The sequence below is a fragment of the Lentzea atacamensis genome (assembly GCF_003269295.1).
In the GTDB taxonomy this organism is placed as follows: Bacteria; Actinomycetota; Actinomycetes; order Mycobacteriales; family Pseudonocardiaceae; genus Lentzea; species Lentzea atacamensis.
This window is the reverse complement of sequence record NZ_QLTT01000013.1, coordinates 155,961-175,503: the sequence shown is the minus strand read 5'-3', so window position 1 is coordinate 175,503 and position 19,543 is coordinate 155,961. Positions and strand designations below refer to the sequence as shown.

Genomic DNA, 19,543 nt, shown 5'->3' with positions numbered 1-19,543 from the left:
CCTAGGCGTCCCTGGCGCAGCGGAAGCCGGCGAAGATCTGCCTTCTGATCGGGTAGTCCCAGTTGCGGAACGTCGCCCGGATCGCGGACTTGTCGGTGCCGAACGAGCCACCGCGCAGCACCTTGTAGTCCGGCCCGAAAAAGACCTCCGAGTACTCGCGGTACGGGAAGGCCTCGAAGCCCGGATAGCCGTGGAAGTCCGATGAGGTCCACTCCCAGACGTCACCGATCAGCTGGTGCACACCGCTCGCGGACACCCCCGCCGGGTAGGCCCCGACCGGTGCCGGCCGCAGGTGGCGCTGGCCGAGGTTCGCGTGGAGCTCCGTCGGTTCCTCGTCGCCCCAGGGGTAACGGCGGGTTTGCCCGGTTTCAGGATCGAAGCGGGCGGCCTTCTCCCACTCCGGCTCGGTCGGAAGTCGCTTGCCCACCCACGTCGCATACGCCTGCGCCTCGTGGAAGCACACGTGCACAACGGGTTCGTCCGGCACGATCGGCTCGGTCACGCCGAACGCGGTGCGGGTGAACGAGTTCCCCTCGCGCTGCCAGAAGCGCGGAGCGACCAGCTTGGCCGTCGTCCGGTGCTCCCAGCCCGCCTCCGTCCACAGACGACGGTCGTCGTAGCCGCCGGCCAGCACGAACTCGGCGAACTCGGCGTTCGTGACCGGTGTGGTGTCGATGAAGAACGCGTCGACGTGGACGGTGTGCGCGGGACGTTCGTTGTCCAACGCCCACGGTTCGTCCGACGTGCCCATTTCGAACGGTCCGCCCGGAATGAACGCTTCCGTTGCGGGAACGAGCTTTCCGCGCGGCGGCGCGGGCGCGTGCAGCACCGGTTCACCGGTGCGCAGCTGGTGCGTGGCGAGCATCGTCTCGTCGTGCTGCTGCTCGTGCTGCACGATCATGCCGAACGCGAACCCGTTCTCGACGAGCCTGCGGCCCTGCAGCGGCACCTTCTCCAGCACGTCGAACACCTTGCCGCGCACGTCCCCGACGTACTGGCGGGCTTCCTTCGGGTTGAGCAGCGGCAACTCGGGCCTGACGCTGCGCCCGTACTTGAACGCGTCGTAGTACTCGTCGATGTCACTGCGGACCGGTTCGCGACCGCCGACGTCGCGAACGAGCCAGAGCTCCTCCTGGTTGCCGATGTGCGCCAGGTCCCAGACCAGCGGCGACATCAGCTTCGAGTGCTGCCGGACGAGATCGTGCTCGTCGACGGCGTCGGTCAATGCGGTGGAACGCGCGCGCGAACGCAACAGTTCCTCCGCCACGTGCTCGCGGAGTTCTTCTGTCACAGCTTCCCCTCAAGCTCCCGGCTGATCGTGCTGATCTGGTCGTGTGGGAGACCGGTGCGGCACAACGCCTCAACACCAAGGGCCACAACGTCTTCGGCAGCCCTGGCGATGCGTTCGTCCGCCATCCCGTGCCGTGCGGCGACGAGCCACCGCCCGGCCGCCCGTTCCGTCGCCGCCAGCACACCGTCCACAACGGACGGGTCGCTGAACAGCGCGACGAGCAGCGCACTCGGCGCGATCCACCCGCCAGGCGCGGGCGTGTCGAGGTATCTGATCTCGATGTACCCGCGCGGCCGCACCGGCGGGAACATCGTCGTCATGTGGTAGTCGAGGTCGTCACTGGTGGGGCTGCGGTCGAGCGCCCCGCCGATCCACTCCGCGAACGTCAGTCTTCGCGGCGGAATCCAGCTGGGACTCGGCCCGCGCACGACGATCACCGGTGTGTCGACGACTCTCTTCGCATAAGCCTGTGCCGGATCGGCGCACACAGCGCTGGGCCTGGTGCGCACGGGATCCGTGCCGTAGAGCGTCCGCATGCGAGCCGACGCCCAGTCCTGGTGCCTGCCACCGATACCCGGCGAGTTCGCGAACAACGCGTTCAGCACCGGCCCGAGCTGGTGCACGGCGGCCCACCGGTCCCTGAGGTGCTTCTCCTCGCCGAAGTCGAGGCACACCTGCAGACCGGCCGTGCTGCACATCATCGCGATGCCGTCGGCACCGACGTGGCCGAACGCGTGCTCCATCGCCGCGTATCTGGGCACCTGCAACATGCGCGTGGGCCCGCGGTGCTGGTCGGCGCCACGATCGCCGAGCACGAGACCGTGGTCCGCCAGCATGGCGGTGAGGTGGGAGATGTCCTGAGCGACCGTTCGGAAGAGGTCCGGGAGGCTGGTGCAGGGAGGTGTCGAGATCTCGACCTGCCCGCCCGGCTCGACGGTCAGCGGGGTGCCGCTCGGTAGCGGCCTCTGGGGGCTGTCTGGAACGAGGGTGGGTGGCGCGTGGTCTCCGAGAGCCGCGGCCAACCGGTGTGGATCTAGGGTCTGACCTGGGTCTTCCGCGTGGTGCACCGTCCATTCGAGCTCCACGCCGAACAGCCGCGGAGGTCCGTGCTTGAAGCAGACCGAGGCGACGTAAGCCTCGGCCTCGGCGCGGTCGGTGAACGTCACCGGCGCCGGTTGGTCACGCAACGCAGTCACGCTGCCACACTCCCCGTGATCGTCTGGCGCACTCGACGCTACACGCGGGGTCTGACAGCTGCACGGCCGAAATCCTTACAGATCAAGGAGTGCCCGTGCGCACGCGTGCGCACGGGCACGTTCCTCACATCACGTACGGGCGTTCGAACGTCCGCGCAGCACGGTGTTGGCCGTGGACGCGTTCTTGATGGCCGTTTCGATCTGCGCCATCGTCGACGACGAGGTGATCCCCGGCACCGTGGCGGTGTTCAACGCGTACAACGTGAACGTGTACGGGTTGGTGGACCCACCGGGGCACGGCCCGAAGAACTTCTGCGAGTTCGCACCCGACCCCATCGCCTTCTGCTTGGCCGGTCCCTGACCGGGCACGTTGAACCCGGCACCCAGGTTCTCCGGCAGCGAGCGGGCAGTCGCCGGAATGTCCCAGATCGCCCAGTGCAGCTTGTTGCCGTTGTTCACGCGGTCGGCGAAGACGATGGCGTAGGCCTGGGCCCCGGAGGACTCGCCCCACGCGAACGGCGGCGACGGGTCCTGGCCCGCCACTCCGTCGCCGGCGCAGGTGTACTTGGCCGGGATCATCGCGTCGTCGGCGAAGGCCGAGGACGTCAGCTTGAAGCCGCCGCCACCGCCCTCGTAGACGATGTCGATGTGCATGATCCGGTCGTTGCCGGGCGAGCCGTCCTTGTCGGTCGACGTGGTCAGCCAGATGTCGCCTTCCTTGTCGACCTCGACCGTGCGCAGGCGGCCGTAGGTGCCCTGGAAGTAGGTCTGCTGTTCCACGAGGTTGCCGTTGGCGTCGATGCGCATGCGGTAGATGCGCTGGCCGACGGTCGTGGCGACGAAGACGTAGTCGTTGATGATCGTCAGGCCCGACGGTGAGGCCTGCGAGGTCGACCAGGTCTTCTTCGGCGGGATGGTGCCGGAGCAGTCGCCGATGGTGCCCTCACAGCGGTCCCAGCCGTAGTTGCCGCCCTTGGTGATCAGGTTGACCTCGTCCTGCTGCGAGTTGCCGAACTCCGAGGCCCACAGGCGGCCCTTCGAGTCGAAGTCGAGGCCCTGGACGTTGCGGTGGCCGTAGCTCCAGATCGCCTTGCCCGGGAACGGGTTGTCCGACGGGATGGAGCCGTCGGGGTTGACCCGGAGGATCTTGCCGGCGTTGTTGTTCAGGTTCTGCGCGTTGGAGCCGTTCTGCGCGTCACCGGTCGAGATGAACAGGTGCCGGCCGTCGGGGCTGAAGCGCAGGCGGCCGCCGTTGTGGAACCGGCTCTTCGGCACGCCGTCGAGCAGCGTCGTCCAGTTGGACAGCTGCGCGCCGTCGAACTGCGCCCTGACCAGGCGGTTTCCGCCGCTGTAGGTGTGGTAGACGTAGATGAACCGGTCGGAGGCCCAGTTCGGCGAGACCTCGATGCCGAGCGCGCCGCCCTCACCGCCGGTGCCCATGGCGCCGGGGATCTTGCCGATGACGGTCTTCGAGCCGGCCTCGGTCACGCGCAGGATGTTGAACGACTCCCGCTCGGTGACGAGCGCCGAGCCGTCGGGCAGGAACGCGAGGCCCCACGCGACGTCGACGCCGCCGGCGATCTGCTTGACGGTGCCGGGGTTCGGCACGCCCTGCGGGCCGCCCGAGTTCGGCGTCACGGTGATCTCGTTGGAGAAGCCGGAGAGGTTGTTCTTCGCGTCCTTCGCGCGGACCTTGACCTTGTACGCCTGTCCCTTGGTCAGGCCGGCGATGGTCGCCGTCGTCGCGGAGCCGTCCGCGGTCTGCTTCAGCACGCCGTCGACGTGGATCTCGTAGCCCGTCACGCCCACGTTGTCGGTCGAGGCGTTCCACTCGATCGACGCGCTGGTCTCGGTCACGCCGGTGCCGCGCAGGTTGCCGGGCGTCGTCGGGGGCTGGGTGTCCGCGGGCGCCGGCTGGGTGCGGCCGGGCACGTTGTTCGAGGCCTGCGAGACGTTGCCCGCGCGGTCCTTCGCGAACACGGTCCAGTCGTAGGTGGTGTCGGGCTGCAGGCCGGTCGCGGTGGCCTCCAGCACGTTGCCGACGCTCGTGACGAGCTGGCCGTGCTGGTAGACGTCGTAGCCCACGACGCCGACGTTGTCAGTGGCCGCTTCCCACTTCAGCGTCACGGAGTCGTGCGTGGAGGACACGAACTGCAGGTTCTTCGGCGGCGTCGGCGCCTCGGTGTCCGGCGGGCCGGCGAGCACCGCGGTCAGCTTGTCCGCGTTCGGGCCGCCGTTCGCGGTCGTCGCGGTCGCGCGGATCTTGTTCGGACCGGCCTTCAGCGTCGCCTTCGCGGTGCGCGTCTGCCACGTCGTCCACGCACCGGTGCCGGGGAACGACACGGTCTGCGCTGAGCCGCCGTCGACGGTCACCGAGACCGGCCGGTCGGTCGTCGTTCCGTTGGCGTAGCGGAACGTGAGGTCGTGTTCACCACCCTGGTCCGCGGTGATCGTGTACTCGACGTACGAGCCGGCCACGTTGTTGTAGTTGACGAAACCGGTACCGGAGAACCCGGCGTGGTTCGACTCCACCACGCCCTGGGAGATGCTCGCGTTCTCCGCTTCCTGCTCGAGAGCGGGAACCGCGCCGGTCTCCTCGAGCTCGACGTAGTCGAGGTTCGGACCGCCGGTGGCACCCGTGGCGGTCAGCCGGATCGTGTTCACGCCCGCGTTGAGCTGGACCGTGTTCGTGACCGAGGTCCACGTCGTCCACGCGCCCGTGCCCGCGAACGCGCGTTCGTCGACGGCCAGGCCACCGTTGACGTTCACGTCGACCGGCCGGTTGTCCGTGGTTCCGTTGGCGTACCGGAAGGTCAGCTTCGCCTCGCCGGCCTTCGACGCGGTGACGCTGAACTCCACGGAGCTCCCGGCCACGTTGTCGAAGTTGACGAAACCGGTACCGGAGAACCCGGCGTGGTTCGACTCCACCACGCCCTGGGAGATCGTCGCGCTCTCCGCTTCGTACCTGACCGGCGCCGCGAAAGCGGCCTCAGGTACCGACATCACTGCGATGGCCGTCGCGAACGCGACGCCCATCGTGCCGACCGCGCGTAACGCCCGGCCTCTGCTCGGTGCCACTGTTGTGCCTCCCACGAGACGGGTAGGGGGATCACTCAGAGCGGCGGCGGATTCAGTTATTGGATAGAAACTTTCCTATCTGTCGCGCAGATCACACCACCGCATGACAACCGCTGTCAACCCCGTGCCGAAGTGCGGGAAAGCGCTTACCGAAAGCCGTGAAACAGTCCGTTACAGGTCCCGGTTCTGCGCGAGCGCGGCGATGAGATCCGAGACCGAGCGGCTCACCAGCAGATCGACCACGTGGACGCCGGTGGACTCACGCCGCTGCCACCCGAGGCGCTCCGCGAGCGCCGACAGCTTGATGATCTCCTGCGTCTCCATGGCGGTGCAGAATATTGGTGGCGGCGGCCCTGGTCGCGCAAGCCCGGCCGATGATCCACACGAAAGGGATCATCAACGGTGACCGCCCAAAAGATCACACTCTTGGACGTGTCCAATCCGTACGTACGGATTGGATTTCCCGCCCCGGCCCTGCGACCATCTACCGGTGCCCAGGGTGAGCCAGGACCACCTCGACGCCCGCCGCCGTCAGATCCTCGACGGCGCGCGTGCGTGCTTCGCGCGCCACGGCTACGAGGGTGCCACGGTACGCCGCCTGGAAGAGGCGACGGGACTGTCCCGCGGTGCGATCTTCCACCACTTCCGCGACAAGGAGTCGCTCTTCCTCGCGCTCGCCGAGGACGACGCCCTCAGGATGGCGGACGTCGTGGCCGAGCAGGGCCTAGTCCAGGTCATGCGCGATCTGCTGGACGAACCGGAGAAACGGGACGAAGAGCACGCCGCGGACTGGCTCGGCACCCGGCTGGAGGTCTCGCGCAGGCTCCGCACCGACCCCGACTTCCGGGCCAGGTGGGCCGAGCGGAGTGAACAGCTCACCGCCGCCACCCGGCAGCGCCTCATCCGTCAGCGCGAAGCCGGCAACCTGCGCGACGACGTCGACGTGACCGTCCTGACGAGCTTCCTGGAACTGGTCTTGGAAGGCCTGGTCTCGCACCTCGCGATGGGTCTTCCCGCGGACGACATGGAGCCCGTGCTCGATCTCGTCGAAGAAACCGTGCGGCGACACCGCCGGAACTCTTGAAGCTTCTTCACGTACCCCGCACTGTGGACGCATGTCCACGCTGAAGACCGCCGCCCAGTTCTTCGCGCTCCGCTCTCTCGTCCGCGGGTACGCGCTGATTGGTGACCCGTACGCAGCCGTCATCGCCTCGCCGCCGGACCGCGACCCGTACGCCATGTACGAGAAAGTGCGCGCGAAGGGCGACATGGTCCGCAGCAGGATGGGCGCCTACGTGAGCCCGTCGCGCGAGATCTGCGACTCGGTCCTGCGGGACAACAGGTTCATCACCGCGACCTTCGACGAGGCGTCGATGGTGCCGATCACGCTGGTCAAGAACGGCGAGAAGATCGTCAACCCGGTGCAGGACTCGTTCCTGATGATGAACCCGCCCAACCACACCCGGTTGCGCAAGCTCGTCCAGCCGTTCTTCACGCCACGCGCGCTGAAGGACCGCACCGCGTCCATCCAGAAGATCGTCACCGACTACCTGGACAGGCTCGACGACCGGTTCGACGTCGTCACGGAGTTCGCCGCGCAGGTGCCGATCCAGGTCATCGCAGATCTGCTGGGCGTGCCCGACGACGACAAGGAAACCTTTGCCCGTTGGGGCAGTTCACTCGCCGAGACGCTCGACGGCGTGTGGTCCTACAAGCAGCTGAAGAGCTTGCACGCCACCATCATCGAGTACAACGACTTCATCGACGGGCTGATGGACGAACGCCGCCGCAACCCCAAGGACGACATCGTCAGCCACCTGGTCACGCAGCACGCGGACCTCAGCCGCGAGGATCTCGTCGCCACCACCGGGTTGTTGCTGTTCGCCGGGTTCGAGACGACGGTCAACCTCATCGGCAACGGCGTGCTGAAAGCCTTCGAGAACCCGCACACCGTCGCCCCGCTCGCGCAAAGCCCCGAATATGCCGAGGGATTCGTCGAAGAGGTGCTGCGGCTCGACCCGCCGGTGCAGTACACGATCCGGTGGCCGAAGGAACGCCTGGAGCTGGCCGGCGTCACGCTGCCGAAGGGCATGCCGGTGCTGCTGATGCTGGCGGCGGCGAACCGGGACCCGCGGGTTTTCGCCGACCCGCTGAAGTTCGACCCGACGCGGTCCAACGCGCGTGAGCACCTGTCGTTCTCCGCGGGCATCCACTACTGCATCGGCGCGGGGCTCAGCCGCATCGAGGGCGCGATCGCGTTGCACGAGCTGTTCAAGCGGTTCCCGGACCTCGCGCCGGACGGTCCGGTGGCGCGCAGGAAGTCGAAGCTGATCCGCGGCGCGTTGCGACTTCCAGTGCGGGCGAACGAAACCAAACGGTCACTGGCCGTGAAGAACAGCTGACTTGGGGCGAAATCCGTCGCAGCACGTGCTCGACTTCACCCGGCTGGAGCAATGTTCGTGCCCCAATGACACATCTCCGTAGTGCATCCTTGAAGGCGAGAGGGAGACCCGCCGCACCGCCGCCGCGACGGGCCTCCCTCTCGCCTCGTCAAGGGACTACTCGACGCCGGACATCAACTTCCGGATGACCGGCGCCGCCACCGCGAGCGCGATGCCGAGCACGATCGCCGCGCCGCCCAGCGTCATGAAGTACGCCGACGGGCTGCTGGTGTAGAACTTCACGAGCTGCGCGGCGATGCCGGAACCCGCTGCGCTGGCGAGGAACCACAGGCCCATCGTCTGCGAGGCGAACGCGCGCGGCGCGAGCTTCGTCGTCACCGAGAGGCCGACCGGCGAGAGCATGAGCTCACCGGCGGTCATGATCAGGAACATCACCACGAGCCAGAGCGGCGTCACCTTGCCGTCGGCCGCCGAGTTGCTCGCGAAGTACATGAGCACGAACGACAAACCGACCAGCACGAGCGCGCCGGCGAACTTGCGCGGGGTGCTGGGCGCGCGGTCGGCGAGCTTCACCCACAGCAGCGCGAACACCGGCGCCAGCACGATGATCATGATCGGGTTGATCGACTGGAACCAGGCGACCGGGAACTCCCAGCCGAACACGTGGTTGTCCACGTGCGAGTCGGCGAACTCCGCGATGACCGACGCGCTCTGCTCGAAGATCAGCCAGAACATCGCCGCCGCGATGAACAGCGGGATGTAGGCGATGACGCGCGGGCGTTCCTCGGCGGTCGTCTTCCTGCTGCGGATCATGATCGTGAAGTAGGTGACCGGCAGGAGCACCGACAGGATCGAGATGACAGCGATGACACCGTCGACGTCCCACAGCTGGTACGCGACGAACCCGGCGGCGACGAGCGCGACGGCGATGGCCGCGATGAGGCCGTAGACGCGGCCCTTCTCCTGCCGCGGGAGCGGGTTCGGCGGCACGGCGGCCGAGCCGCGCAGGTGCTTGCGCCCGAGCTGGTACTGGATCAGGCCGAGCGCCATGCCGACCGCGGCGGCGGCGAAACCGGCGTGGTAGTTGATGCCGTCCGCGAGTGCGCCGGTGATCAGCGGCGACACGAAGCCACCGATGTTGATCGCCATGTAGAAGACGGTGAAGCCCGCGTCACGACGGGTGTCGTGCTGCTCGTAGAGGCCGCCGACGACCGTGGAGATGTTCGGCTTGAGCAGGCCCGTGCCGAGAACGATGAGGACGAGGCCCAGGTAGACACCTGCAAGCCCGATCGGCAGTGCCAGCGCGAGGTGGCCGCACATGATCAGCACGCCGCCGTAGAACGTGGCCCGCTGGCCACCGAACACGCGGTCCGCGAGCCAGCCGCCCGCGACGCCGGACATGTACACCGACGAGCCGTAGATGGCGACCACCGACAGGGCGAGCGCCTTGTCGACGCCCATGCCGCCCTCGGCCACGGCCGTCCACAGGTAGAGGCCGAGGATGGCCTTCATCCCGTAGAACGAGAACCGTTCCCACAGTTCGGTGAAGAAGAGCGTGGACAGGCCTCGGGGGTGCCCGAAGAAACCTTTGTCCTGCTCGGAGATGCTGGCGCTAGGTGCGCTCACGTCATCGTCCTCTCGTGTCAACGATGTCACGGCGGATTCGACGCACATTACGCCGAACGCCCGTACGGTTTGCAGTCGGGGTTGCGTCCGAGTGGCCCAACTCTCACGCCGGGGTGCGCACTTGGGCAGGATTTGATGCACTGCTCAGGTGGACTTGATCCAGGCGCACGGACTAGCGATGACGGAGTTCGACAAGCGGGTGCGGGAGATCGCACCGGATCAGTGGGCGCTCGGGACGCCTTGCCGGGAGTGGTCGGTCAGAGACCTGGTCGGTCATCTCGTCTACGAACAGCTCTGGGCCCCGGAGCTGCTCGCCGGGTGCACCGTCAGCCAGGTCGGCGACCGGTTCGACCACGACAACCTGGGCGATGATCCGCTGGTGTCCTGGGTGGTCGCGGCCGCGGCGGCGCGCGAGGCGTGGCTGGAGCCGTCCGCGTTGTCGAAGCAGGTGCACGTGTCGTCCGGCGTGATCGGCGCCGAGGAGTACTGCTGGCAGATGACCACGGACCTCGCCGTGCACGCGTGGGACCTGGCGCGCTCGATCGGCGCCGACGAGCAGATCGACGCGGACCTGGCCTCGACGGTGCTGAAGTACGTGGAGCAGAGCGTCGACGAGTGGAGCGCGAGCCCGATGTTCGACTCGCCGGTACCGGTGGCGCCGGACGCGGACGACCAGACACGACTGATAGGCCTTCTCGGTCGCAAGCCGTAGGCCGGGTACTTGAAGCGCCCCGCTTCGCATCCCCCTCTGCCTCCTGCGAGGCGGGGCGCTCCTCCCCCGGTCGCGCCCCCAGATCCCCCCGGACTGGCTGGCCGCACCGCATTTCTACCGGTTGGCCGTTGTCCGGTGTCGAGGCGCGTTGAGCGGACAACGAGGTCCGGACAACGATTCGGTCTCCGCACAGCGCCGGCCCCGGCGCGGATGCGCCGGGGCCGGCGGGTGCCGGACGGATCAGCCGACGTGTGATCGACGTCCGCACCGGTGAGTGGTCGTGGGTGGACCGCTTCAGAAGCCTGCCAGGGTCTCGTGGCGAGCCGCTGAACGCCGGATGACCGTCTTCTCCAGCGTGACCCGGATCCCGAAGTCGTCCTGGCGTTCGTCCACCCTGACGAACCCCTCGCTCTCGTACAGGCCCAGGCTTCCCGCGCTCTCGCCGCCGGTGAACAGCCACACCACCCGCACGTCCGCGGGCGCGGTCTCCGTGATCTCTCTGAGCAGGCGCCGCCCGATGCCGCGGCCGCCCATGTCCGGCGCGACCGACAACCGCGCGACCTCCATGCGCTCACCGGCCACGTTGCCGCGGACAGAACCCACGAGCCGATGCCCGTCCCACGCCCCGATGGCCGGCATACCGGACTCGATGTGCCGGTTGATCTCGTCGAGTGTCTCGATCAGCGGCGGGAGCTCCCACATGGCATAGCGCCTGGCCTCGCTCACGTACGCGGCCTTCTGCACCGTGAGCAGTTCACCGGCGTGTGCGGGCCTCAATGGTCCGAGATGGATGTTCACGGCCCGGTGACCCCCGGTGTCCAGCTCTCCGGCACACCGCTTTCCGTGAGGATCAGCTGGTGGTCGTGGAACCCCTCCGGCGCGTCGGGCTGCCACGGCCAGTGCCCCTGCGGCGTCGGCACGATGATCTGCACGGCGGCGAAGTCCGACCCGTCGTAGAGCAGGTACGCGCTGCCGAAGAACTCCGGGTAGTAGCCCTTGTAGACGCGCTCGAACGTGACGGGCACGCCCTCGAAGAAGTCGTGGTACAGCTGGCCGGGCACGAACCGCTCGCCGCTGCTCGCCCGCCGCACGTACAGGTTGATCAGGTTCTCGCCCATGCCCTGCGGCAGCCCGATCACGACGGCCTCCGCGACGCCGAACCGCCGCCACGCCCCCACCGAGAACACGTAGCCCGCGCCCTCGGCGTCCGGGTTCACGACGATGTTGGTGTGGCCGTGCCGGTCGGCGGCGGAGAGCAGCCGGGCCCGCAGTTCGATGTCTTCGTCGGAAAGCACGGCATCCACCCTACGGCACCGTTTCTGTGCCTTAGGCCTGCTTAGAGCTGCTCCAAGACTCCCACCTTCAGGCAGATTTGGCCGGAAACGATGGAGTCCATCCGGCTTCGGCTCCTAGCGTTCCTCCATGCCCAAGAGGTCATCCAGCGTGGTGGGCCGAGAGTTCGGCAACGGAGTCCGCAAGATCATCGAACGAACCGGCCTGACCCAGCGCAGAATCGCCGAGCTGCTCGGCTGGCAGGAGGCCAAGATCTCCGATCTGCTGGCGGGCAAGGGTGGCGTCAGCGAGATGGAAGTCCGGGAACTGCTGGCGTTCTGCCAAGCCACGGTCGAGGAACGCAGCCACCTGATCGCACTGTTCCTGGAGTCCGGGGAGAAGGGCTGGCTCCAGTTCCCGGAGGATGGCGTGCCGGACCAGGTACGCACTTTCATCGAGCACGAGAAGAGCGCGAAGAAGATCATCGCTTGGTCGCCGACTCTCGTGCCTGGCGTGCTCCAGATCCCCGAGTACGCCTACGTCGTCACCGCGGCCTCGCCGGTGATCGAAGCTGCCGATGTCCCCACGGTCGCCGCGGCACGGAGTGCTCGGGCGAAGATCCTGGACGGTAGCCGCCAGTTCGTGTTCTACGTGCACGAGTTCGCGCTGCGGCTGCAGGTGGGCGGTGTCGAGGTCTGGCGTGAGCAGTTGGCTCACCTGCTGAGGGTGTCCGTGCGTTCGTACATCAGCATCCGGATCATCCCGGCGTCAGCTGGGATCCACGCAGGAACGTCAGGCGGCTTCTACGTGATGGAGTTCGCGAAGTTTCCGACCGTGGTCTATCTGGAGACCCTGAACCGCTGCCTCTTCCTCGACGACGCCGACACCGTCGAGGTGTACGAGACCACCCTCAAGAAGCTCGCTGCCGTTGCTTCGGATGAGGAACAATCGAGGGCGGTGATCGACAACATCTTGGAGGGCAACTGATGACCGTCTGGCGCAAGAGCAGCTACAGCGGTAGCGGTGCTGACTGCGTGGAGATCGGCCGTGGCGTTGGAATCCGGGACAGCAAGGCGCCGACCGCGCACCTGTCCGTGAGCGCGGAGGCGTGGTCGGCGTTCCTGAGCACCATCAAAAAGACAGCCCCGCACCGATGATCGGGTACGGGGCCGTCGTACAGCTCGCGGTCAGCCGACCTCGGCCATGACCTCGTCCGACACGTCGAAGTTCGCGAAGACGTTCTGCACGTCGTCGCAGTCCTCCAGCGCGTCGATCAGCTTGAAGATCTTCTTCGCGCCCTCGGCCTCCAGCTGCACGGAGACCGACGGCAGGAAGCTCGACTCGGCCGACTCGTAGTCGATGCCGGCGTCCTGCAGCGCCTTGCGGACCGGAATCAGGTCACCGGCCTCGGACACGACCTCGAAGGCCTCGCCCAGGTCGTTGACCTCCTCGGCACCCGCTTCCAGCACGGCCATCATCACGTCGTCCTCGGTCGTGCCCGCCTTCGGCACGATCACGACGCCCTTGCGGCTGAACATGTACGACACCGAGCCGGGGTCGGCCATCGAACCGCCGTTGCGCGTCATCGCCGTGCGGACCTCGGTGGCGGCGCGGTTCCGGTTGTCCGTGAGGCACTCGATGAGCACCGCGACACCGTTGGGGCCGTAGCCCTCGTACATGATCGTCTGCCAGTCGGCGCCGCCGGCTTCCTCGCCGCCGCCGCGCTTGCGGGCGCGCTCGATGTTGTCGAGCGGCACCGAGTTCTTGCGGGCCTTCTGGATCGCGTCGTAGAGCGTCGGGTTGCCGTCCGGGTCGCCGCCGCCGGTGCGGGCGGCCACCTCGATGTTCTTGATCAGCCGCGCGAAGAGCTTGCCGCGCTTGGCGTCAATGGCGGCCTTCTTGTGCTTGGTGGTCGCCCACTTTGAGTGGCCGCTCATTTCTCCTCCGTCGAACCTCGGACCATGTCAACGAACAGGCGGTGAACGCGCTCGTCGCCCGTGAGCTCCGGGTGGAACGCCGTCGCCAGCACGTTGCCCTGCCTGACCGCGACGATCCTACCGGCGGCATCCCCCGCCTCAGCCGTAACAGGCACCGTAGCGAGGACCTCGACCTCGCTGCTCACCGCCTCCACCCAGGGTGCGCGGATGAACACGGCGTGAACGGTCTCGCCCGCCAGGTCGAGGTCCGTCTCGAACGAGTCGATCTGCCTGCCGAACGCGTTGCGGCGCACGGTGACGTCCAGGCCACCGAGTTGGTGCTGGTCCTCACGGCCGTCCAGCACGTTGTTGGCCAGCAGGATCATGCCCGCGCACGACCCGTACGCGGGGAAGCCCGCCTTGATCTTGGCCCGCAGCGGCTCGAGCAGCCCGAAGTTGTCGAGCAGCTTGCTGATGGTCGTCGACTCGCCGCCGGGGATGACGATGCCGTCGAGCTCGTCGAGCTCTTCCGGGCGGCGGACGGGGCGTGCGGTGACGTCGCACTTGGCCAGCGAGACCAGGTGCTCCTGGACGTCGCCCTGCAGGGCGAGCACGCCGATGACGGGTGGGGCGGTGACAACCATGCCACCAGCATATTTGAGCCTGGTCAGCCCGCTGGCAGGCCCCGGCCCGGCGGTGTGACCGCGAGCCGGGGCCGTACCGCTCAGTGCTCGTCGTAGTGCCCGTCGTGTTCCGCGTGGCGATGTCCGTCGTGGACGTAGTCGACGTGGTCGGCGTGCGGGACCGCCACGTGCCCGCACCCGTCGCCGTGCGCGTGGTCGTGCGCACCGTGCTCGTTGTGACCTTCCGGCTCGCACTCGTCGAAGTGACCGTCGTGCTCCCGGTGCAGGTGCCCGTCGTGGACGTAGTCGACGTGGTCGCTGTGCGGCACCCCGACGTGTCCGCAGCCCTCGCCGTGCCGGTGAGAGTGCTCGCGGTGCTCCATGTGGCTCGTTGTCATGGAATCAGGCTGCTCCTTCGCGCCGTTTTCCGCGCTTTCAGCCGCCCGGCCGGGTGAAAGCCGCGAGCCGCCCCCTTCGTGAGGGGACGGCTCGCGATCAATCACCCGACTTCGGTCAGTCGACGGTGACGAGCTGCTCCTGCGCCGCGGCCGGCTGACGCGACTTCACGTAGCGCCACCCCAGGAACAGCACGAGAGCGAGGCCTGGGATCGACCAGAACGCGATCCGCTCCGCGTGACCGGACGAGAAGGCCATCTGCCCGACCACCAGCGCGAGGAACGCGAGCGTCAGCCAGCCCGTGTACGGCGCGCCGGGCATCCGGTACGAGGGCCGCTGCACCTCGCCCTTCAACGCCTTCTGCCGCAGTTTCATCTGGCAGATGATCAGCGTGGCCCACGTCGACACGACGCCCAGCGACGCGATGGCGATCGCGATGTCGAACGCGTCCTTGGGCACGATGTAGTTGAGCACCACGCCGAACAGGTACGCGACACCGGTGAAGAGGATGCCGCCGTAGGGCACGTGCCGGGAGTTCATCTTGCCGGTGAAGGCCGGGGCCTCACCCTTCTGCGCCAGCGACCGCAGGATGCGGCCGGTGGAGTACAGACCCGAGTTGCACGACGACAGCGCGGCGGTCAGCACGACGGCGTTCATGATGTCGCCGACCGCCGGGATGCCCAGTGCCGAGAACACGGTCACGAACGGCGACTCGGTGCCGGTGAAGTGGTGCCACGGCAACAACATCGTGAGCAGCAGCACCGAACCGACGTAGAAGATCGCGATGCGGTAGACGACGCCGTTGATGGCGCGCGGCATGATCTTCTCGGGGTCCTTGGTCTCGCCGGCCGCGATGCCGACGAGCTCGATGGCCGCGTAGGCGAAGACGACGGCCTGCAGGGTCATCAGGGCGACGCCGAAGCCGGCCGGGAACAGGCCGCCGTGGCCCAGGGTGTTGCTGACGGACGCCGTGGTGCCTCCGATGTCCGCGGCGCCGATCACCAGGCCGACACCGGTGACCAGGAAGACGACGATCGCGGTCACCTTGATGACGGAGAACCAGAACTCCAGCTCACCGAACAGCTTCACCGACAGCATGTTGATGGCCACCAGGACCACCAGGGCGACGAGCGCGGTGATCCACTGCGGCAGGTCCGGGAACCACTTGTGCATGTAGATCGCGACGGCGGTGATCTCGGCGATGCCGGTCATCGCCCAGTTCACCCAGTACATCCAGCCGGAGGTGAAGCCCGCCCACGGGCCGATGAACTCGCGGGCGTACTCCACGAAGCTGCCTGCGACCGGGCGGTGCAGCACCAGCTCGCCCAGCGCGCGCATGACGAAGAACGCCGCGAGACCGCACACCGCGTACGACAGGATCAGCGACGGCCCCGCCGCGGCGAGGCGTCCGCCCGCGCCCAGGAAGAGGCCGACGCCGATCGCGCCACCAATGGCGATCATCTGCACCTGACGCTTGCTCAGCGACTTGGTGTAGCCGTCCGCATCAGTTTCCACAGAACTCACTAGGAGGTTCCTTCCGAAACGGAAAAATGCTCGCGTCGGAACCTCCCGCGCCCCGACGCGCTGATGCGTTGGGACCTTAGTGAGTGGCGGTCATCACCAAGTAATCACCTGGGGAAGGCTTAACGTAATCGACGTCACACAACGCGCTGTTCAGGTCGTTCCAAATGTCCTCGACGTGCTCGAGCCCGACGGAAATGCGAAGCAAATTCTCCGGAACGCCCGATGCACGCAGTTCTTCACCGGGTACTAGGCGGTGAGTGAGCGCCCACGGGTGCTCGATCAGGGTGTCGACCGAGCCCAGCGACACGGCCGGCGTGATCAGCCGGAGCCGCCGCACGATCGACGTCGGGTCGCCGTGCACGCCGAACGCGATCATCGCGCCGGTTCCCCGCATCTGCAGCGACGCGGACGGGTAACGCACGAACTCCACGGCGTCGTGCTCGGCCAGCCGCGCGGCCAGCACGGCGGCGGAGCGGGAGGCAGCCTCGACGCGCAGCGGCAGGGTCGCGAGGCCGCGGTGCAGCAGGTAGCCGCCGAGCGGGTGCAGCACGGCACCGGTGATGATCCTGACCTGCCGCAACGCCGCCGCCAGCGCTTCCGAGCAGGCCACGACGCCACCGAGGACGTCGCCGTGCCCGCCGAGGTACTTCGTGCCGGAGTGCAGCACGTACGAGGCACCGTGCAGGGCCGGGTTCTGCAGGATCGGGGTCGCGAAGGTGTTGTCGACCATCACCGGCACCGAACCGGCCTGGCGCACGACGTGGTCGATGTCGACCAGGTCCAGGTTCGGGTTCGCCGGCGTCTCGACGACGATCAGCCCGGTGTCCGGCCGGATCGCGGAGGACACGAGGCCTGCTTCGACATAGGTGGTGGAGACGCCCAGGAGACCGGACGACAGCAGGTGGTCGGTGCCGCCGTAGAGCGGCCGCACGGCAATGACGTGCGGCTTTCCGGCCATCACGCACGCTGCCTGGATCACCGCGGTCACCGCGGCCATGCCACTGCCGAACGCGACGGCGGCCTCGGTGTGCTCGAGCCCGGCGAGCGCCTTCTCGAACCGGGCGACCGTCGGGTTGTGCAGCCGCGCGTACACCGGCGACGAGGCCTGTGCCGCGCCCGTGGCCCACTCACCCAGTGCTTCCCCGCCGAGCGCCTGGTCAGGCACGGGGTAGGTGGTGGACAGGTCGATGGGAGGTGCGTGCACGCCGAGCTCCGCGAGGTCGTCGCGGCCGCCGTGCACTGCGATGGTCTCGATGCGCGTCATGGCCGGAATGGTGGAGACTTCCTCGCCACGACGGATGATGAACCGCAGCAGATTCGACGGAACGGAGATTCGCCGTGCTGGATTCGATCGACGAGGCCATCGTGCGGGAGCTGCGGAAGGACGCGCGGCTGCAGAACAAGGACCTGGCGGAACGCGTGAACGTCGCGCAGTCCACGGCGGTGGTCCGGCACCGGGCGCTGCGGGAGCGCGGGGTGATCACCGGCTACCACGCGGAGATCGACCTCGGCGCGATCGGACGGCCGGTGCAGGCGATGCTCGCGCTGAAGATCCGGCCGCACACCAAGGAGATCGTCGACCCGTTCATGGCGTACGTCCTCTCCCTCCCCGAAACACTTGCGCTATCGCACGTGACAGGCCCGGAAGATTTCCTGGTGCATGTCGCGGTATCGGACGTCGGTCACCTGCAACGGCTGGTGCTGGACAAATTCACCAGTCGGCGAGAGGTGACAGAGGTTCATACAAACCTGCTTTTCTCGCACGTTCGAAAGCACTAGCCGGCGAGCCGCAATGCGGACGCGAGCTGATCGCGGCCGTCAATGCCGAGTTTGCGATAAACCTTGGTCAGGTGGATCTTCACGGTCCGCAGCTGCACGAACAGCGCGGCCGCGATCTCCCGGTTCATCTTGCACCCCTCGCCCGCACCGATCCCCCCAGCGCGAAGACGGGCAGGTGCTCGATGCGGTGCGGGAGAGTGCTCAGCCACTGCAGTGACGGCTGGTCGGCCCACTGCGCGTCGTCGACGACGATGGCGACGGGCCGTTCGGCGGCCATGCGCGCGAGTGCGCGGTGCAGGACGTGCAGTTCGGGCAACGTCACCGGCCCCGGCTCGGCAAGCGTGTCGGACTGCCCCAGCGCGGCGGCGATGCGCGGCAGGTGCTGAACCTCCCCGCCCGGCCGCACGCAGACGAACAACCTGCTCACGAGCCCGAACGGCAGCTCGCGCTCGAGACAGCTCCCCCGCGCCGCCAGCACCGCGAACCCGCGTTGCGCGGCCAGCTCCCGCGCGGTGGTGAGCAGTGCGGTCTGCCTGCCCCCAGTCCCCCCGGTGGCCACCACCAGGTGCCCGTCGCCGCCCGCCGCCGCGGTCAGCGCACCCGCCAGCTGAGTCGTCTCCCGGTCCCGCCCGACCAGTCCAGGTTTCGCAGCCATGGGTCCATCTGAGGCCCGGCGCCCATCAGCCGCCTATCGCGGAGGTATTGCCACGCCCGCTTCAGGCCACGCCGATGAGCCGCAACCCCGCGGTCGTGGCCGCGGCCAGCACGATCACCGCGACGAACGGCAACTTCCGCCACGCCGCGAGCCCGCCGACCAGCACACCGATCACGAGCGCCCAGCCGCCGAACTGCTTGCCGTTCGTGAACGTGGACACCGCCACCAGCGCGAACAGCAGAACGGTCGCGGACGCCGTCATCAGTTCGTTGACCTTGTCCGGCAGCGTGACGCGGTCGCGCAGCAACGGCCCCGCGAACCGGATCGCGAACGTGCCGGCGGCGAGGATCAGGACTGCGGCGACGGGCACGGCTCCTCCTTCTTCGTCTTGAACACGAACAGTCCGGCGAGCGCGAGCAGCACGGGCACACCCGCGGGCAAGAACGGCGTGGTCGCCAGCGCTATCGCCCCGCCCACGAGCGCCGCGTTGCGCGTGGCCGCGTCCTTCAGCGCCGGCAGGGTGAGCGCGAGCATCGCGGCGGGGAACGCCGCGTCCAGCCCGAACGTCGACGGGTTGCCGATCGCCTGGCCCGCGAGCGCGCCGATGAGCACGCCGGTGTTCCAGCTGAAGAACAGCGCCACGCCGCACGCCCAGTAGGCCGCGCGGGCCCTGGCCGGGTCCTTCTGCGCCATCGCGAAGGCCGTCGACTCGTCGATCAGCAGGTGGCTGCCGACGATCCGCGCGAGCGGGCTCTTGCCCAGCACATCCCCGATCGCCAGCCCGAACGGCAAGTGCCTTGCGTTGAGCACCAGCCCTGCCACCACCGCGGCGGCAGGGCTGCCACCAGCGGCGACGATGCCCACAGCCATGAACTGCGAGCCGCCCGCGAAGATCGCCACCGACATCAGCACCGGCAGCCACCACGGCAGGCCGGAGCCGACCGAGATCGCGCCGAAGGAGGCGCCGGTGACCGCGGCACCAAGTGCGACTGCGGCCACGTCACGCAGAAGCACAGCATCAAGGGTTCGCCATATCGAACGCATCACCCACTACGATGAACACCTGAACGGGT

The 19,543-nt window shown here is 67.9% G+C and carries 22 protein-coding genes; 6 read left to right on the top strand and 16 right to left on the bottom strand.

Annotated features, from left to right (window positions below; translation table 11 throughout):
• Window position 1: 1 nt before the first annotated feature.
• From egtB to C8D87_RS46535, 4 genes are all read right to left on the bottom strand, one after another.
• On the bottom strand, window positions 2-1,291 hold the full coding sequence (egtB, locus tag C8D87_RS40925; RefSeq protein ID WP_112231599.1) for an ergothioneine biosynthesis protein EgtB: 1,290 nt from the start codon (window positions 1,289-1,291) through the stop codon (window positions 2-4).
• On the bottom strand, window positions 1,288-2,487 hold the full coding sequence (locus C8D87_RS40920; RefSeq protein WP_112231597.1) for a glutamate-cysteine ligase family protein: 1,200 nt from the start codon (window positions 2,485-2,487) through the stop codon (window positions 1,288-1,290). The genes egtB and C8D87_RS40920 overlap by 4 nt, the downstream gene beginning before the upstream one ends.
• A gap of 129 nt (window positions 2,488-2,616) precedes the next feature.
• A complete protein-coding gene (locus C8D87_RS40915) occupies window positions 2,617-5,523 on the bottom strand; it encodes a PQQ-dependent sugar dehydrogenase (RefSeq protein ID WP_112231595.1) in 2,907 nt (968 codons plus the stop codon).
• Window positions 5,524-5,736: 213 nt separating this feature from the next.
• Window positions 5,737-5,889, bottom strand: coding sequence for a hypothetical protein (locus C8D87_RS46535; protein ID WP_170154995.1), 153 nt, complete (start codon window positions 5,887-5,889; stop codon window positions 5,737-5,739).
• 166 nt (window positions 5,890-6,055) lie between these two features.
• On the opposite strand from C8D87_RS46535, the gene C8D87_RS40910 reads away from it, so the two are divergent.
• Both C8D87_RS40910 and C8D87_RS40905 read left to right on the top strand, forming a co-directional pair.
• Window positions 6,056-6,649, top strand: coding sequence for a TetR/AcrR family transcriptional regulator (locus tag C8D87_RS40910; protein ID WP_109637841.1), 594 nt, complete (start codon window positions 6,056-6,058; stop codon window positions 6,647-6,649).
• A gap of 31 nt (window positions 6,650-6,680) precedes the next feature.
• Window positions 6,681-7,967 carry a cytochrome P450 gene (locus C8D87_RS40905; RefSeq protein WP_109637840.1) on the top strand — a complete coding sequence of 429 codons (1,287 nt, stop codon included), beginning with the start codon at window positions 6,681-6,683 and terminating at the stop codon, window positions 7,965-7,967.
• Window positions 7,968-8,123: 156 nt separating this feature from the next.
• Here C8D87_RS40905 and C8D87_RS40900 read toward each other — a convergent pair whose 3' ends face one another.
• Window positions 8,124-9,593, bottom strand: a complete 1,470-nt coding sequence (locus C8D87_RS40900) for a peptide MFS transporter (RefSeq protein WP_233439617.1) — start codon at window positions 9,591-9,593, stop codon at window positions 8,124-8,126.
• A gap of 178 nt (window positions 9,594-9,771) precedes the next feature.
• Here C8D87_RS40900 and C8D87_RS40895 point away from each other — a divergent pair, with 178 nt between their 5' ends.
• Entirely contained in the window at window positions 9,772-10,305 is a 534-nt protein-coding gene (locus C8D87_RS40895; RefSeq protein ID WP_109637983.1) for a TIGR03086 family metal-binding protein, read from the top strand.
• 294 nt (window positions 10,306-10,599) lie between these two features.
• On the opposite strand, the gene C8D87_RS40890 is transcribed toward C8D87_RS40895, so the two are convergent.
• Window positions 10,600-11,103: a GNAT family N-acetyltransferase gene (locus C8D87_RS40890; protein ID WP_215732630.1), complete on the bottom strand. Its 504-nt coding sequence runs from the start codon at window positions 11,101-11,103 to the stop codon at window positions 10,600-10,602.
• On the bottom strand, window positions 11,100-11,600 hold the full coding sequence (locus tag C8D87_RS40885) for a DUF4262 domain-containing protein (RefSeq protein WP_233439616.1): 501 nt from the start codon (window positions 11,598-11,600) through the stop codon (window positions 11,100-11,102). The genes C8D87_RS40890 and C8D87_RS40885 overlap by 4 nt, the downstream gene beginning before the upstream one ends.
• Before the next feature lie 127 nt (window positions 11,601-11,727).
• Between C8D87_RS40885 and C8D87_RS40880 the strand changes: the two genes are divergently transcribed.
• Together C8D87_RS40880 and C8D87_RS40875 are read left to right on the top strand one after the other, a co-directional pair.
• Window positions 11,728-12,564, top strand: a complete 837-nt coding sequence (locus C8D87_RS40880; protein WP_112231593.1) for a helix-turn-helix domain-containing protein — start codon at window positions 11,728-11,730, stop codon at window positions 12,562-12,564.
• On the top strand, window positions 12,564-12,734 hold the full coding sequence (locus tag C8D87_RS40875) for a DUF397 domain-containing protein (RefSeq protein ID WP_112231591.1): 171 nt from the start codon (window positions 12,564-12,566) through the stop codon (window positions 12,732-12,734). The genes C8D87_RS40880 and C8D87_RS40875 overlap by 1 nt, the downstream gene beginning before the upstream one ends.
• Window positions 12,735-12,764: 30 nt before the next feature.
• Here the strand turns inward: C8D87_RS40875 and C8D87_RS40870 are convergent, their stop codons facing one another.
• From C8D87_RS40870 to C8D87_RS40850, 5 genes are all read right to left on the bottom strand, one after another.
• Window positions 12,765-13,514, bottom strand: coding sequence for a YebC/PmpR family DNA-binding transcriptional regulator (locus C8D87_RS40870; protein ID WP_109637835.1), 750 nt, complete (start codon window positions 13,512-13,514; stop codon window positions 12,765-12,767).
• Complete coding sequence (pdxT, locus tag C8D87_RS40865) at window positions 13,511-14,137, bottom strand: pyridoxal 5'-phosphate synthase glutaminase subunit PdxT (protein ID WP_112231589.1); 627 nt, start codon at window positions 14,135-14,137, stop codon at window positions 13,511-13,513. The genes C8D87_RS40870 and pdxT overlap by 4 nt, the downstream gene beginning before the upstream one ends.
• An 80-nt stretch (window positions 14,138-14,217) precedes the next feature.
• Entirely contained in the window at window positions 14,218-14,514 is a 297-nt protein-coding gene (locus C8D87_RS40860; RefSeq protein WP_109637833.1) for a hypothetical protein, read from the bottom strand.
• Between the two features lie 115 nt (window positions 14,515-14,629).
• Window positions 14,630-15,973 carry an amino acid permease gene (locus C8D87_RS40855; protein WP_233439643.1) on the bottom strand — a complete coding sequence of 448 codons (1,344 nt, stop codon included), beginning with the start codon at window positions 15,971-15,973 and terminating at the stop codon, window positions 14,630-14,632.
• Between the two features lie 139 nt (window positions 15,974-16,112).
• Window positions 16,113-17,300 carry a trans-sulfuration enzyme family protein gene (locus C8D87_RS40850; RefSeq protein ID WP_109637831.1) on the bottom strand — a complete coding sequence of 396 codons (1,188 nt, stop codon included), beginning with the start codon at window positions 17,298-17,300 and terminating at the stop codon, window positions 16,113-16,115.
• Window positions 17,301-17,374: 74 nt separating this feature from the next.
• Between C8D87_RS40850 and C8D87_RS40845 the strand changes: the two genes are divergently transcribed.
• Window positions 17,375-17,815, top strand: a complete 441-nt coding sequence (locus C8D87_RS40845; protein WP_109637830.1) for an Lrp/AsnC family transcriptional regulator — start codon at window positions 17,375-17,377, stop codon at window positions 17,813-17,815.
• Here the strand turns inward: C8D87_RS40845 and C8D87_RS40840 are convergent.
• From C8D87_RS40840 to C8D87_RS40825, 4 genes are all read right to left on the bottom strand, one after another.
• The gene (locus C8D87_RS40840; protein WP_109637829.1) at window positions 17,812-17,943 is read right to left on the bottom strand and encodes a LuxR C-terminal-related transcriptional regulator; all 132 of its coding nucleotides are present in this window, start codon (window positions 17,941-17,943) and stop codon (window positions 17,812-17,814) included. The two genes, C8D87_RS40845 and C8D87_RS40840, sit on opposite strands and share 4 nt — an antisense overlap.
• On the bottom strand, window positions 17,940-18,470 hold the full coding sequence (locus tag C8D87_RS40835; protein WP_112231587.1) for an ATP-binding protein: 531 nt from the start codon (window positions 18,468-18,470) through the stop codon (window positions 17,940-17,942). Before C8D87_RS40835 ends, C8D87_RS40840 begins: the two co-directional genes overlap by 4 nt.
• A gap of 61 nt (window positions 18,471-18,531) precedes the next feature.
• Entirely contained in the window at window positions 18,532-18,840 is a 309-nt protein-coding gene (locus C8D87_RS40830) for an AzlD domain-containing protein (RefSeq protein WP_109637827.1), read from the bottom strand.
• Entirely contained in the window at window positions 18,819-19,514 is a 696-nt protein-coding gene (locus C8D87_RS40825; protein WP_109637826.1) for an AzlC family ABC transporter permease, read from the bottom strand. The genes C8D87_RS40830 and C8D87_RS40825 overlap by 22 nt, the downstream gene beginning before the upstream one ends.
• Window positions 19,515-19,543: the final 29 nt, after the last annotated feature.